The 15,413-nt window shown below is 64.5% G+C and carries 10 protein-coding genes and 1 tRNA gene; 3 read left to right on the top strand and 8 right to left on the bottom strand.

From position 1 onward, the window contains the following. Positions 1-52: 52 nt before the first annotated feature. From FRC98_RS00525 to FRC98_RS00490, 8 genes are all read right to left on the bottom strand, one after another. Positions 53-3,511 carry a tetratricopeptide repeat protein gene (locus FRC98_RS00525; RefSeq protein WP_146979358.1) on the bottom strand — a complete coding sequence of 1,153 codons (3,459 nt, stop codon included), beginning with the start codon at positions 3,509-3,511 and terminating at the stop codon, positions 53-55. Beyond that, positions 3,508-5,490, bottom strand: a complete 1,983-nt coding sequence (locus FRC98_RS00520) for a hypothetical protein (RefSeq protein ID WP_146979357.1) — start codon at positions 5,488-5,490, stop codon at positions 3,508-3,510. Before FRC98_RS00520 ends, FRC98_RS00525 begins: the two co-directional genes overlap by 4 nt. Positions 5,491-5,561: 71 nt before the next feature. After that, positions 5,562-6,308, bottom strand: coding sequence for an outer membrane beta-barrel domain-containing protein (locus tag FRC98_RS00515; protein ID WP_230467129.1), 747 nt, complete (start codon positions 6,306-6,308; stop codon positions 5,562-5,564). A gap of 74 nt (positions 6,309-6,382) precedes the next feature. Further along, positions 6,383-7,138, bottom strand: a complete 756-nt coding sequence (locus FRC98_RS00510) for an outer membrane beta-barrel domain-containing protein (protein ID WP_230467128.1) — start codon at positions 7,136-7,138, stop codon at positions 6,383-6,385. Between the two features lie 56 nt (positions 7,139-7,194). Continuing rightward, on the bottom strand, positions 7,195-8,817 hold the full coding sequence (locus tag FRC98_RS00505; protein ID WP_146979354.1) for a hypothetical protein: 1,623 nt from the start codon (positions 8,815-8,817) through the stop codon (positions 7,195-7,197). Positions 8,818-9,077: 260 nt separating this feature from the next. Next, positions 9,078-9,150 (bottom strand) — tRNA-Phe (locus FRC98_RS00500). A 78-nt stretch (positions 9,151-9,228) separates the two neighbouring features. Continuing rightward, positions 9,229-9,693, bottom strand: a complete 465-nt coding sequence (locus FRC98_RS00495; RefSeq protein WP_146979353.1) for a deoxycytidylate deaminase — start codon at positions 9,691-9,693, stop codon at positions 9,229-9,231. Positions 9,694-9,862: 169 nt separating this feature from the next. After that, complete coding sequence (locus tag FRC98_RS00490; protein WP_146979352.1) at positions 9,863-10,477, bottom strand: hypothetical protein; 615 nt, start codon at positions 10,475-10,477, stop codon at positions 9,863-9,865. Between the two features lie 492 nt (positions 10,478-10,969). Between FRC98_RS00490 and FRC98_RS00485 the strand changes: the two genes are divergently transcribed. From FRC98_RS00485 to FRC98_RS00475, 3 genes are all read left to right on the top strand, one after another. After that, a complete protein-coding gene (locus tag FRC98_RS00485; RefSeq protein ID WP_146979351.1) occupies positions 10,970-12,400 on the top strand; it encodes a nicotinate phosphoribosyltransferase in 1,431 nt (476 codons plus the stop codon). A gap of 66 nt (positions 12,401-12,466) precedes the next feature. Then, positions 12,467-13,171: a response regulator gene (locus FRC98_RS00480; protein ID WP_146979350.1), complete on the top strand. Its 705-nt coding sequence runs from the start codon at positions 12,467-12,469 to the stop codon at positions 13,169-13,171. A gap of 32 nt (positions 13,172-13,203) precedes the next feature. Next, positions 13,204-14,943 (top strand): sensor histidine kinase, encoded by a 1,740-nt coding sequence (locus FRC98_RS00475; protein ID WP_146979349.1) that lies wholly within the window; start codon positions 13,204-13,206, stop codon positions 14,941-14,943. Positions 14,944-15,413: the final 470 nt, after the last annotated feature.

Raw genomic sequence — 15,413 nt, 5'->3', positions numbered from 1 at the left:
GCTATCCTCGCACCACGCATAAAGCGTGTGTGTCGTCGATGATCGTCCTAACTCAGGAGGCCGGGGTTTCACTCTCAGCCGACGGCGTACCCTCACCCTCGGCCGGCGTCGCACCTTCGGGCGCAGCCTCCATGGGCTGACCGTTCTCGTCGAGCGCGGGGGCGGGCTCCGGCTTGGGACGACGCTCAAAGCGCGCCGCACCACGCTCAGCCACCACCGACCAATCCGTCACCGGATCCGGCGCGAAGAACTCGGTTCGGTTATGTTCCACCGTCACGCCTTCCTGCCCGGTGATCGGGTAGGCACCACGCTCGAGCTGGCTGATCTCCTGGGCGGAGAGGCGGCTCCACTCGTTGTAGGCCTCGTACTCCAGCGCAAGCTCCAGGGCGCGGTTAAACGCCGTGAGCGCACGTTCCTGAAGGGGGAAGGCCAGATCTTCAACCGAGAGCTGGTACTCGAACTCCTGGTCGGGCGTCAGACCTTCGGGAAGCGGCAGGTTGAAGAGGCCCTCGGCGAAGTCCTTATAAGCCTGACCGATGCGGTAGGCGGCTGCGGCCACCCAGCGCGGGCTCTTCATCTGGATGACCTCCGCAAAGATCTCTTCAGCGTCGAGCTGGTACTGACCCTTTTCCTGCGCGGTACGCGTCAGGGTCCGCACCGGGAAGGAGAGCTCAACTGCCTTGAACTTACGGAAGATGGCCTCACCCTGGTGGAAGCGCGCCTGAGCGGCGAACTGCCGGCTGGCGTTCTGGCCCTCTTCGTCGAGCTCCTTCCAGGTGCTGACCGCATCGGTGAAGTACCCGTCGGCAACTTCCTCCCAGTTTCGGGGCTGCATACGCTCAGCGAGCAGACCGAGCTCCAGGTTCACCTCAACGCGTTCGGCGCCCTTGATGGTGTCCTTCTTGAGGAACTCCTCAAAGCGGGTACGGGCGGCTTCCCAGTTCTCGCGGTTCTTCTCGAGGAAGGCCATCTCAAGCTCGATGGTGTTCTCCTCCTCGTCGTCGATCTCTTCGCCGAAGTACTCCAGGTAGGATTCGTAGGTCGAGATCGCCTCGTCCCACTGCTCCATCGCCGTGCGCAGCACCGCGGCGTTGTAAACCGCGTCACCGGCCTTCTCGTAGCTGCGGTAGTTCTCTTCGCCCAGGCGAGCGAAGTAGGTCGCGGCCTGCGAGAGGTCGGCGCGGGATTCGAAGATAAGCCCGAGCACGTAAAGCGCGTTGGGGGCCTGCTCCGACTCCGGGTAGGTGTCGATCACGCGCTGGTAAAGCTCAACAGCGCGGTTGACCTCATTGCCCCCCTCGTAGATCGCCGCGGCGTTGAACACCGCACCCGGCGCAAACTCCGAGTCGGGGAACTCGCCGGCCAGACGCAACATCTCAGTGGCGGCCTCATCAACCTTGTCTTCTTCCTTAAGGTCGATGGCCTTCTCGTTGATGGCGTAGGCGATGGCCTGAGTGAGGCTATCACGCGGGGTGACGTCAAAGATCTCGTTCTCGAGCAGGTGGCGGGCCCACTTCTCCACCTCATCCCAGCGCTGCAGACGGTAGTTCGCCTCCAGAAGGCTGTTACCGGCATAGCTGGCGTAGGTGTGACGCGGGGCGTTCTCAATGATGCTCTCATAACGAGGCACGCACTTATCGTACTGCCCGCGGCTCTTGTAGACCTCGGCGGCCACGTAGTCGACCGTGGGGGTCACATCCTCGGTGGGGTACATCTCCGAGAACTGGTCGCTGGCCTGCACAAAGCCCTCTTCATACTTCAGAAGATCGGTACGCGGGATCGGCGGGGTCTCACCGGCGTTGGCCGCCGAGTCCATCCGCTGCGAGGTCGGCTCGGGGTTCTCCCCGGCGCGTGCGGCCATCTCCACGAGAATGGAGTCGGGGTGATGCTGCTTCACAAGCTCGTTGTACGAGCTGACCACGGCGTAGGCCGCGTCGCGCACCAGCGCCTCAACTTCCTCGGGCTTGGCCTCTTCCGGAACGTTGTCGTTCTTATAAAGGTCGACCACCAGCTGGTACTGCTGAGCGGCGCGCTCGTAGTCTTCCAGGTTGTAGAGGTAAATCTCACCCAGGAAGAAGGTCATATCGAACGAGGCCGGATGCTCCGGGAATCGGTCGATGAACTGCTGGTAGTAGTCAGCCGCGGTCACATAATCTTCACGCGTGCCGCCGCGCTGAGCCTGACGGTGGTAGTGGTTGGCCAGGCGCGCCAGGTTGCCCTCCACCAGGAGGTTGGCGTTGCTGATCGCCCGCTCCTCTTCGGTGTTGTTGCGGAACCAGGTGCCCTCCGGGTTGAGGTAGGCCACGTAACGCTGCACGCGCTCTTCGTAAGCCTCGAAGTTGGTGCGGCGCAACGAGCGCACGATGGCGTCCATCCAGTCCGGCACCGAGGGATCGTTGGGGCGCTCTTCGAGGAACCACTCGTAGGCGGCCAGCGCGTCGGCATCTTTACCCTGGAGCTCAAGATAACCGGCCATGCGGTCGATCTGCTCGTAGGTGTACTCGATGTCGCGGATCTCGGTGAAGTAGTCCCGCGCCTCAATCCAGCCGTTGTCGATCTCGGCCAGCGCCAGCATCAGGTCATTGCTGGCCTGGGTCTGAAGGAAGTTCCAGGCCGCCGAGTCTGCTCGCGCGATAACACGCTTGAAGGTATCGGCGCTCTCGCGGTGCTCACCGTTGTTGAAGTGCGACCAGGCCAGCTTGTAGAGGGCGTAGTCGTAGTTGCGGTACTCCTCGTAGCCGAGCACCTTCTCGTAGTTCATCTTCGCCACGCCGGCCTGCTGCTGGTCGAAGAAGAACTCACCCAGCGCCAGGTAGGCGTCGGGCAGGTAACGCGAGTTCGGGTAGTTGGTCACCAGACGCTGCAGGTAACCCACAGCCTGCGCACCCTGGTTGGCCTCGATCAGCCCGCTCCCCAGACGGAAGATGACCTCGTCGAGGCGGTTGTAGTCCGGGTACTCCCGCAGGATATCTTCGTAGATCGCCTGCGCCTCGCTGTAGTCGGGCATCGGCTCGGGGCACTCGCTCTCATCGAGGGTGCCCTCATAAACCGCGTCCAGACAGGCGTTGTACTCGGTACGCGCCCGCACGTACTCCATGTTGCGCAGCTCCCAGAGAAGCTCGGCCTTCTGGAACATCCAGTCGGGCTTCTGGGCCGCGTAGGGAGAGCGCGCGATGATCTCGTCGAGCTGCGTGATCATGCGACGGTTCTGAGCTTCGAGGCGACGCTTAAGCGCCTCGATCTCTTCGACCGACATGGTGCGCTGCTCATCCTCGACCTGGTCGAGGGTGACGTTGGTCTCGGCCTCAAGGTCGGACTCGACCTCGCGCTCGGACTCAGCGGCTGCCTGCTCATCGAGGCGCCGCGAAGCCGAGTCGAGGATGTCGTCGGTGGTGGCGCGCTCGCGTTCCTGAGCGCTGATATCCTGCGCCCAGACCTCAGCGGTGGGGCTGGCGAGAAGCGCCACCATCAGCGCTCCGAAGATCGTGCGGGTTGTATGACGGTTTTTCATTGTTCAATGCACTCCGTGCGCATCTGACTGCGGTAACTCGCGACCTCATCGAGCCAGTACTCGCCCTCAAAGGGCCAGGGCTGCCAGTCGTCGGCGACGACCATCAGCGTAGTACCGGCTTCGGCGGCTTCAGGAGCCTCGTAGTTCGGGTTCTGAAGACGCTGCTGGAGCTGCTGGCGCTCCTCGCTATCGATATCAAACTCGATCTGCAGCGAGCGCAATTCCCAGTTCTCCAACTCCTGGTCCACAGCGGTGAGCCGCTGCTGGACGATAATGCCCCCTTCCTGGACCTTGAGCTCAAGCTGCTCTTCGACCCGCTCGAGCACCTGCTGACCGAAGTCACCAAGCGCCGAGATGTTGGCGTTAAGGGCGGCGCGCTCAGCCTGCAGCGCACGCACCACGCGGTGCACATTGTAGAAGGGAAGGCTCTCAAGCACCGCGTTGGTGAAGAGACGCGGGATCGGCGCGCTCTCACCGGGCTTGTACGCGTCTTCCATCATCTGCCAGTAGGCTTCCGGCTCAAACGTGTTCTCCAGATAAGACTGCAGAAGCGGGCGCTGATCGAGGTAGCGGCTCTTGAACTCGGCAAGCGCGCGCTGGCTCTTGGGGAACATGCACTGGTTGAGATAGACGGTCGACTCCAGGATGTAGAGATCCGGGTAGTAGCGCTGCGAGTAGTAAGGGCTCTGCAGGGTGTGGAAAGTCCCCAGCGCGCGCTTGAAGTCGTTCTTCATGAAGTAGCTCCACGCCGATTCAAACACCGCGTCGGCGTGACGGGAGCTCTCCGAGGGGATCTTCTGGTAGTAGAAGAGCGCGACGTCAAAGAAGCCCACCTCAAAGAAGACGCGTGCGAGCGCCAGGTAGCCCAGCTGCAGGATGTCTTCGTTACCACCGGGCTCGGCTTCCGCCGCGAGAATCGCCGCCTCGAAGTTACGCAGGGCGCCGGGGATGTCGTTGACCGCCGGATCCAGGCGAGCGACACCGGCCAGGTAGCGCGACTCGGGGTAATCGGGGGCACTCTCCGGCACCTGGTCGAGGTACTCAAGAGCCAGGTCCATACGATTATAATCGTAGAAGAATTTGCCCATGTAGTAGTTGAACTCCGCCTGGAAGGCCTCGTTCTTGTCGCCCACGTAGAAGCGGGTCAGCTCCTCGAGGATGGGCGGGTTGTAGCCGATGCGCGAGCTGAGCTCTTCGAGCATGCGGAAGGCTTCGACAAAGTGCGGCTTGTCGGCGCCGGCCATCAGCACCTCAAGCAGCGGCGTCGACGCCCCGGAGAGGATGCCCTCCTGGTAGAGCGCCTTGGCCAGGCCGAAGGTCGCCTCATACCAGTTCTCCGAGCCCTGCTCCGGCTCATAGGAGAGGAACTCCAGGTACATGCGGGCGCCTTCCATGTTGTTGCCGTCGCGCACGATCTGCGCGGCGCGGGGAAGTTGAGCGGCGGCGCGCTCAAGCTGGCGCTGACGCTCCGCTTCAGCGTCGCGCTGGGCGTTGAGCTCATTGGCGCGGCGCTCGATCTCGGCCTGACGCTCGGCCTCCAGGCGCTCGCGCTCCTCACGCTCATACTCCGACTCGCCCTCGGCCGGAGCCGGTGCGGGGGCCGGAGCCAGCGGATCGAGCTCTTCGTCGGCCGGGGCCTCTTCGGTCGGAGCCGTCTCGCCGGCGATCATGCCGCGGCGGCGAAGGTGGTCGATGACCTGGTCGCTGACGCCCTGCTCGCGCAGCTCTTCAACGTCCTCGGCGGTCAGCGAGATGTCGTCGCCGGCCGAGTCGATCGCGCCCATGATCGCGCGATCATCAAGGCCCAGCTTGGTCATCTGCACGATCTGATTCTTATCGAGTGCGAACGCCGTGGAGGCCGTCCCGGCCACCAGCGTCACACAGATCAGGGCGCCGATCAGGCGTTGAACCCACCGGCTCTGCCGAGCCCCTCGTCCTGCCCCGGGGCGTGTATGCGTCTTGAGATTGAGTCCCTGCATAGACTGTCTTCCTGCTTGCGCGTTTATCGAATTGACCGGTGGCGTCAGGCGCCCAGCTCCGGTGTCATCCATTAGAAGTGGTACGAGGCACCGACCAGAAACTCCACCGGGAGGCGCAGCTGACCGAAGAAGGAGCCCTCGTTATGGTCAAACTCCGCGCCGCGGTAGATGTAGCCGCGGCCGTCCAGACGCACGGTCAAATCCGGGGTCACAAAGAAGTGCGCGCCCACACCGAGCACACCCTCGACGGTGAGCTTGGTCGAGGCATTTTCCCGGCTGATATCGGGGCGCTCGACGCTCAACGCGCCCAGACCGGCAGCGACGTTAAGGTCGAAGTGCGAGAGCTTGCGCTGCAAGAGCGCCAGCTTGCCGTAGAAGGGGCTCCAGGTGACCACGGCGTTGGCGCGCCACAGGAAGCGATCTTCGGTGTCGGTGGCCGCATCAAAGCCTTCTCCGCGGTCGCTGACCAGAAAGTCCATCAGCTGGGTGTTGCGGGTCAGCACGCCCTGGGCGTCCATAAACGCGCCACCTACCTCCACGCCCAGCTGGTCGCTGAAGTGGTAGCTCACCCGGCCACCGACGGGGATGTAATAATAGAAGGGCTCGCTGCTCAGAAGCCCGGTGTAGATGCCGGCGCCAATACGGCCTTCGCGGCTAAAGAGGCGGTCGCGCAGCACCCGAAGATCGCGCTCACTGGTCCAGTACTGCTCAAGCTCCTCATCGAGGGCCTGCTGTGCAGCGGCCGGCGAGGCGCTGAGCGCGGTGGCGGCTGCAACAAGCACCGCGATGGCGCTCCATTTAAACTTCACGGTCGTCATGAAAGAACCTTCTGTAGACCTGTCAATCATCGTCGCCCGCCTGGCGGGCAGCTCCCGGTGCACAGCGCGCACCCTCAGAAGAACCAGCTAAAGCCCAGCGAGACCTCAGAGGGCTTGGCCACTCCGCCGTTGACCTTGGCAAAGATGAACTGGCGGTAGTCGGCGCGCACCGAGGCGTGCTCACCCAGGTAGAGCGCGATACCGGCACCGAGCACACCCTCAGGCTTGGCGGTGGTGGAGCGTCCCGAGTTGAAGTCGCTCTGAGTCTGCGCGACCACCATGCCCGCCCCACCGAAGATGTTCATATCCAGGTAGATGATGCGGTCATTGTAGTAGGCGAGCTTGCCGTAGACCGGGCTCCACATCACACCGAAGTTGACGTGAGAGGCCTGACCATCACCGATGAGCACTTCCTGAGCATCGGCGCCGGACTCATCGCGCAGGGTGTCGCGCAGCTGCGTGTCACGACGGAACGCATAGGAGCCGGCGAGCTCCAGGCCGATGTTCTCCAGCAGGAAGTAGTTCGCGCGAACCCCCAGCGGGAGGTACTGCTCGAAGATGTTGTTGGGGATGATCCCGCCGTAAAGCGTCAGCGCAAACCGGCCTTCTTTGAGGAAGGCGCGCTGCTGCATCACGTAGACCTCGCGCATCTCGGCCCAGTACATCGGATCATCTTCGTCGAGCTCGGGCAGCCCGTCATCCTCGGCGACCTCGGCACCCTCAGCGGCGGGGGCGGCAGCCTCCTGCGCCAGGGCCGGGGTGGCCAGAAGTGCCAGGGTCAGCGCTACCACCAGAGCCCACAGTGGGACTTGAATTCGCTTGGCATTCACCGATCTATCTCCTACTGCGTAGTTCATTCGATCAAAGCATCAAGGTCGCGGCGCGATCACTCCGCCGTAAAGAAGGTCGCGCGCGTATCGGCGGCGGACGGGTCGATCCCGGAGGCCCCGCTGACGCTGCCCTTCGGAGCGAAGTTAAACGTGTCGTTGGTCGAGCCGACATCCACGCTCATCGTCGACTGAAGGCGGAAAGCCTCCCCGGGGAAGAGCACGTCGGTGTCGGTCGCACCCAGCGAGACGTCGACCGTCCAGCCGGCCTCGACATAGGCGGGCAGATGCTCCAGTGCGTTGCGCATCAGCGGAATCTCTGCGGCAGGCACATAGCTGTAGGTGCCGCCCGTGGAGCAGGCGATCTCCTGGAACTCGGCCACCGGCCCGATGCGCCCGTTCTCATCACGCGTCGGCATACAATAGGTCGCCTCGGTGTCGGACGGGTACTGCACCGAGTCCGCCGGCGAGTTGGGCGTGCGGAAGAACTGCGGCTGGCGGCAGGTCTCGTAGTTGCGACACTCATCATCCGAGGCACAGGTGGGCTTACCCTGGTAGTAGATGAAGTCGTCGCGCAGCAGGTTGTTATCGAGCGCCGGGTCGACATGCACGAGCATGATCGCGACGCCGAGCTCATTGGCGCGCGTGATCACGCTCTGAGCGCTGTTGCTCGTCGACTGGAAAGCGTCCGGGCTGTCGGTGAGCACGACAAGGGTGCGCGACTCAAAGTCGGCCACGCGCGTGTCGGTGAAGCCCTGGTCGAGCACAGTGAGGATCGCGCCGTAGAGGAAGTTACGATTGCCCTCGCTGATGGTCTCCGAGGTCATATCGCGCATCGCCGAGTCGACCCCGGGGATGCTGCCGGTCCACAGGTCACCGCCGGTGGTCGCGTTGACATGCGAGAAGATCGTGCCGCTGGAGCCGCCGTAGGTCCAAAGCCCGAAGACCGACTCACGGCCACTCTCACGCACCAGGGTAGAGATGTCTCCCCAGTTCGAGACAAGGCCACTGAGCGCGCTGTAGCGGCGGTTGTTGCCGTCCGTCGCACGCCCGCCCCTCGGGGGCGTATCGGACGTGGCGATCACCGGGTACTCGCCACCGGTCATCTCATTGGCGACGCGATAAAGGTCGGCGACCTCCGAGGGGAGGAATCCGCGCCAGGAGCCCGCGCGCGAGACCAGCACACCAAAGGCGTGGCTGGCCTGGTCCTGGCCGACAAATTCCGGATCGGAGGCGGCCGAGACGGTCGAGGTGATGTAGCAGCGGTTGCCGAAATCCTGAGCGCCCTCTTGCCCCACTCCGCAGAGGAAGCCGTCGGGGCATTCATCGGCGCTACCACACACGCGATCGGGGGTCGAGTAGACCGCGCCGTCATTGAAGGTGACGCTGTTGCGATCCAGGTTCACGATGCCCTGAGAGATGGCCTCTTCGGGCTTGATCGGCGTGTTATCGTTGGCCATGAGCACGAAGCCAATCTCGCCGCCCTGGGTCAACCCCTCGCATTGGCCGCCGGCGGCGCCAAAGCTCACCGGCTGCACGTTATTAAAGCGACGCTCGGAGAAGCTGATTCTGGCGACGGTATCGCAGCCCGTCGCACCCAGAAGCGTCACACCTGCCAGCCCAACCAGGGTCGCCCAGCTCAGACGCCTGGTGCGCCGGGACCGGCCGCGCTTCGAACTCAAGCCGTATGTCATTGCATCAATCCTTACTGCGGGTTGTTCCATCGATGTCGCCGGCACTCATTATCGGGTCATAAGGCCGGTTAAGGCCGGGCGCAGCGCAGGCGTAGAAGTGGCGCGCGCATGATTCCGGCGGACCGTTCTACCCGAAGGGGGGCATGCTTGCAAGCGGGCCGACCCGGCGGCGATCGCGCCAGAATAAACGCCAAAAGCCCGTCCTCGACGGGTCGAGGGCGGGCTTTTGAAAGGTCGCTCATCTTGAGTGCGAAGGGGCGGGCTCGAACCGCCGACACCGGCCTTTTCAGGGCCGTGCTCTACCTGCTGAGCTACCTTCGCGCCGTGTCGCTTTGGAGTGTTCCTCAGCGGCAGGATGTGTCTTATAGGGCTGCCCTTTTCGGGCGTCAAGAGCTTTTATCACTCCGCGGGCAACTTTTCTTCAATCGACGGTTCTTCGCCGGTTTTCAGCTGCAGAAGCTCGATCCCCAGGGTCTTTGCGACCTCGTAGATACGCGCGTCGCGATAAAACTCCCCGAAGATGATGCGCTGGATGCCGGCGTTGGCGATCATCTTAAAGCACTGCCAGCAGGGAGAGGCGGTGATGTAGATGTCGGCCCCGCCGATGGCCACGCCGTTGCGCGCGGCCTGAATGATGGCGTTGGCCTCGGCGTGGATGGTGCGCACGCAGTGGCCGGCCTCCATCATATGGCCGACCTCATCGCAGTGCTCCAGCCCGCGCACGCTGCCGTTATATCCGGTGGAGAGGATCGTGCGCTCGCGCACGATGACCGCGCCCACATGTTTGCGATCGCAGGTGGCGCGGGTGGCGACCTGTCGGGCGATCGCCATGAAGTAGTCGTCCCAGCTGGCGCGATCATCCATCGAAAAACCTCCAGAGGTCGGGGGAACTCGGATCAAAAGAGAGCGGTCACACATCGATGCGGGGAGCCCCGGTGTGCTGCCTGCGGTACGTACATTAAGGCGACCACGGCCGACTTCCGGGCGAATCCCACGGCCGAGTCTGTGAGCCGACGCGGGGTACCGCAGAAGCTCAGGTCAGTACGTCGGCGGTGATCGCGTCGCAGAAGGATTGCCAATCGGAGCGTGTGGGCTCATCCAGGGCCTCGGCGCTCACCCTAGCCTGCCATCCTGCGGGTGTCGATGTCAGCTGGAGGGTCGGGATCGCGGCGTGCAGCGAAGTGAGGCGCTGCGGAGTGTCGCCGGAGGTCGCGATAAACGTGCAGGTCATCGCGCCCGGCTGGCCCCCATCGCTTCGATCGACCCGCGCAAACACAAGCTGTGCGCGCATCAGCTCCCGACTGACCTCCACCAGCGCTTCGACGCGCCCGGCGGCTTCGCCCGCAGCCTTCTTAAGCTCCGCAACAAGACGCGGCCGCTCCCCGTGTTTTCCCGTCGAGAGCGCGAGCACCCCGCCGCGCCCCAACCGCACCATCACCAGCTGGGTGCGCTGGGTGAGCGTATCGACAATGAGACGATCGGCATCAAACCCACGCCACTGCCCCCGCTGATTCAGATCATAGTCGAGCGCCTCATCCCCACACGCCTGCAACGCCCCACCCCAGAGCTCGCGCACGCCTTCGGCGTCACTCAGCGGTTCACGCTCCAGCGCCCAGATCATTCTCAACCCGCTCACGTCATCACCCATCGTTATCCCGCGTGTTCTCAATGACTTAGCAGCAAGGCATCCATCGCCTCGCCAGATTCCCTTGCTGAGCACCAACGCCTCTGCCGGGCTCCGAAGTTCGAACGTCCACGTTCGATCGCACCGCTACGACCTCCAACGCCTCCTTCCATCGTCCATGACTGCGCTTCCAGGTTCGATCGCACCGCTACGACATTCAACGCCTCATGCAATCTTCGGCGTTCGAGCTTCCACATCCATTTGTCGGCGCTCGATCGTCGAGGTTCGATCTCCGGCGTTCAAAGCACAACCTTCGATCTCCGGCGCCATTTTGCCCCCGGGTCGCCCTTCGGCCGCCTATTAACGCCTCGCCCAGAAGGCGTACACATCGCAACACCAACCGCCCCCCCCCGCCCTCTTGCCCCCCTGCATGAGCGCGCTTAACCTCCGGCCAACATCAGGACTCTTCGACGCGCACCCGGCGCGCTCCTGTACGGCTTTTATACGAGGTGCCTCATGACGACCTGGCTCGAACCCATCGCGCTCTACACCGATCTCTACGAGCTGACCATGGCTCAGGGCTACTTCAAGGAGGGCAAGTCCGAGCAGCGCGCCACCTTTGATTATTTCTACCGCTCGCCACCCTTCGGCGGAGGCTACGTCGTCTTCTGCGGCCTGGCCACCCTGGTGGAGATCCTCGAAGAGCTGCGTTTTGACAACGACTCGCTGGAGTTTCTGCGCGCCCAGGGCTTTGAAGATGACTTCCTGGAGCGCCTCAAAAACTTTCGCTTCGAGGCCGAAGTCCGCGCCCCGGCTGAGGGCGAGCTGATCTTTCCGTATGCGCCAGCGCTGCAGGTGCGCGGCACGCTGCTTGAAGCGCAGCTCGTCGAGACGCTCCTCTTAAACCTGCTCAACTTCCAGTCGCTCATCGCCACCAAGGCCGCGCGTATGCGCCAGGTCGCCGGCGATCGCGCCCTGGTGGACTTCGGCCTTCGGCGCGCCCACGGCTTCGGCGGTCTGCACGCCTCCCGCGCGGCGGTCGTCGGGGGCTTCGACGCCACCTCCAACGTGCTGGCCGGGATGCACTACGACATCCCCCTCTCCGGCACCCAGGCCCACGCCTGGATCCAGAGCTTTGAGCACGAGATCGACGCCTTCCGCGCCTTTGCCGAGCAGTACGGCGACGCCAGCGTCCTGCTCGTCGACACCTACGACACCCTCAAGAGCGGCGTGCCCAACGCCATCACCATCGCCCGAGAGCTGCGCGACCGCGGCCAGTCGCTGCGCGCCATCCGCCTGGACAGCGGCGACCTGGCCTACCTCGCGCGCCATGCCCGCGCGATGCTCGATGAGGCTGGCTTTCCCGAGGTCAAGATCGCCGCCTCCAACAACCTCGACGAGCATGTTATCCGCAGCCTGCTCTCCGACCAGAATGCCCCCATCGACATCTTCGGCGTGGGCACCCAGCTTGTGACCGCCTACGACGACCCGGCGCTTGGCGGCGTCTACAAACTCGCCACCCTCGACGAAAAGCCCCGCATCAAGCTCTCCGACAGCCTGCGCAAGATGAGCTTCCCGGGCAATAAGCAGGTCTTCCGCATCCGCGACACACACGGCCAGCTCTACGCCGACGCCGTGGCAATCGAGGGGCAGACCCACATCGACCGCATCCACCACCCGCACGAGCCTCATAAAGAGACGGAGGTCGGCCATCTCGACCAGACCCCTCTGCTCAAACCGGTGATGCAAAAGGGCCGGCGCATCGCCGAGCTCCCCTCGGCCTTTGAGGCCCGCGCCTACGCCCGCGAACAGCTCGCCGCCCTTCCCCCCGAGCACCGTCGTTTTGAGAACCCGCATATCTACAAAGTTGGCCTGAGCACCGCGCTTCGCGACCGCCGCGATCAGGCCGTGGATCAGGCCCGAGAACGCATCCGCGCGAAGAAATAGAGCCGCCGCGTTGTTGCCTGCTTGTCACATCGAGTCGGCTCAATCTCTGGTAAAGACGTGGACGTGATGTCGAAGCTTATTCTCATCGTCGAAGACGAACCCGATCTGGTCGAAAACCTCGAATACAACCTCCGCCGCGAGGGCTTTGAGGCCGACGCCGCGCTCAGCGGCCAGCAGGCGCTGGCGCGCCTGAAAGAGCGCCCGCTCCCCGACCTGATCGTGCTCGATCTGATGCTCCCCGACCTCTCCGGCTTTGAAGTTTGCCGGCGAGTGCGCGCCGACGAGACCACCCGCCACATTCCGATTTTGATGCTCACCGCCCGGGGTGAAGATCACGAGCGCGTCCAGGGCTTTGAGGCCGGCGCCGATGACTACGTGGTCAAACCCTTCAACGTGCGCGAGCTGATGCTGCGGGTGCGCGCAGTGCTGCGACGCAGCGAGGGCCCCGAGGAGGACCCCGCCCCGGGCCAGGTCAGCTTCGGCAGGCTGCGCGTGGACTTCCCGGCGGTGCGCGTCTGGGTCGATGAGGAGCCCATCGTCCTGACCGCCCTTGAGTTTCGCCTGCTCGAGACCCTCTTCTCCCGCCGCGGACGCGCTCAATCGCGCGAAGTGCTCTTAAGCGACGTCTGGGATATACAGGCCGACGTGATGACCCGCACGGTCGACACGCACATCAAACGCCTGCGCGAGAAGCTCGGCCCCTGCGGCGCCTACATCGAGACCTTGCGCGGCATCGGTTACCGCTTCTGCGCCACGCCCCCCGACCTCTAAGGGCGCGCACGCGCGGTCGATAAGGGCTCAGGGTGTTTCTCTCCTTCCGCAGTAAAATCTTCGCGATCGCCATCGCCCTGATCGGGCTCTTTGTGCTCATCGCGACCCTGGCCGCCCACCACACGCTGCGCGGCTGGACACAGAGCCGCATCGAATCCGATCTGCTGCAGCGCGCGCGCCTGATCGACGCCTCGCTCGATCCCGAGGGCGATCTCAGCGCCCAGGTGCTGCGCTTGAGCGAAGCCTCCCAGACCCGGATCACGCTGATCGCCGCCGACGGCGAGGTCCTGGCCGACTCCCACGTCGACCAGCCCGAAGCGCTCGACGATCACGGCGATCGCCCCGAGGTCCAGGCCGCGCTCACGCAGGGGGTGGGCCTGGCGAGACGCCATAGCAGCTCCATCGACGCCGATCTTCTCTACGGCGCGATCCCCGCCTCGGCGACCGAAGGTGCCGCCGTGGTGCGCCTCTCGGTGCCCCTCTCGGAGGTCGACGAGGTCCTCAACCGCCTGCGCACCCTGGCGCTCATCGGCGCACTGGTCGCATTGGCGATCGCCATCTTCTTAAGCGGCATCGCCACTCGCCTGATGTCGAGCACGCTGCAGAACCTGCTGATTCACGCCCGCGAAGCCACCGATCTCCCCGACGACACCCAGCTGCCCGGTGCCGAGCCCGGCGTACGCGAGCCCACAAGCTCCCGCTCGGTCCGCCAGCTCACCGAGGCGCTTGAGCGCAGCGTGGGCTCCCTGGCCCGGGAGCGCGACCGCTTCAGCGCGGTGCTCGACGGCATGGCCGAGGGCGTGGTGGCCACCGACGCCCACCTCACCGTCACCCTGGTCAACCGCGCCGCCCGCGCCCTCCTGGGACTCGAGGGCAACCCGCAGGGCCGCGACCTGGCCGATCTTCTGCCCGCCGCCCCCCTGGAGCAGCTCATCGGTGGCGCGCACAGCGCCCGCGGCGCCTCCGCCGAGTTTCAGCTCACCGCCCCGCTCACCCGCACCATCCTGGCACGGGCGGCCTGGCCCAAACACGGCCCCGGGCTCATCCTGGTGCTCCACGACGTCACCGAGCTGCGCCGCCTGGAGACCGTCCGCCGCGACTTCGTCGCCAACGTCTCTCACGAGCTTCGCACCCCTGTGGCGGTGATCCAGGCCAACAGCGAGACGCTGCTCAGCGGCGCGCTCGACGATCCGAAGGCCGCCCGGAACTTCACCCGCGGCATCTACCGCAACGCCGAGCGCCTCACGCACCTGATCGCCGACCTGCTCGACATCGCACGCCTGGAGGCCGATCAGGCCCATCTCGAGCCCCGGCATCTCCCGGCTCGCCAGGCCGCCGCCGACGCCATCGAGGCCCTCCACGCCCCCGACGACGCCGCGATCACCCTGGAGATCGCCGCCGACCTCCAGGTCCTGGCTGACCCTCGCGCCCTCGATCAGATCCTGATCAACCTGCTCGACAACGCCCTGAAATACCTCCCCGAGCCCGGCCCCATCATCGTGCGCGCCAGCCGCGATGCCGAGGCCACCATGGCCCGCTTCGAGGTCATCGATCAGGGCCCCGGCATCGAGCCCCGCCACCATCACCGCCTCTTTGAGCGTTTTTACCGCGTCGACAAAGGGCGCGCCGCCCATATGGGTGGCACCGGCCTGGGCCTCTCCATCGTCAAACACCTGGTGAGCGCCCAGGGCGGTGAGGTGGGCTATGAGCCCAATCAACCCCATGGCTCGATTTTCTGGTTTACCCTGCCGCTGGCGACCGCTGACGCCTGACTTCTTTCGCTTCCTCTCGGCACCCAGAGCGCCAACTCGGACCTCTGAGCACCACTTCTCGACACCTGAGTCCGGCTACTCAGACCCCTTACCTCCGCTTCTCGACACCTGAGTCCGGCCACTCAGACCCCTTACCTCCGCTTCTCGACACCTGAGTCCGGCTACTCAGACCCCTTACCTCCACTTCTCGACACCCAGATCGCCCACTCAGCCCCCTTACCTCCGCTTCTCGACGCCTGAGTCCGGCCACTCAGACCTCTGACCTACGCTTCTCGACACCCAGATCGCTAACTCAGCCCCCTTACCTCCACTTCTCGACACCTGAGTCCGGCCACTCAGCCCCCTTACCTCCGCTTCTCGACACCCAGATCGCCCACTCAGCCCCCTTACCTCCACTTCTCGACACCCGGAACGCCCACTCAGGCGCCGGGCCCGGACCTTTCCCCTATCCTTGACGCCCCGCGGCCAAC

The sequence above is a fragment of the Lujinxingia vulgaris genome, from assembly GCF_007997015.1.
GTDB lineage: Bacteria > Myxococcota_A > Bradymonadia > Bradymonadales > Bradymonadaceae > Lujinxingia > Lujinxingia vulgaris.
Note: the sequence above shows the minus strand (reverse complement) of the source record. Positions and strands in the feature narration are given on the sequence as shown.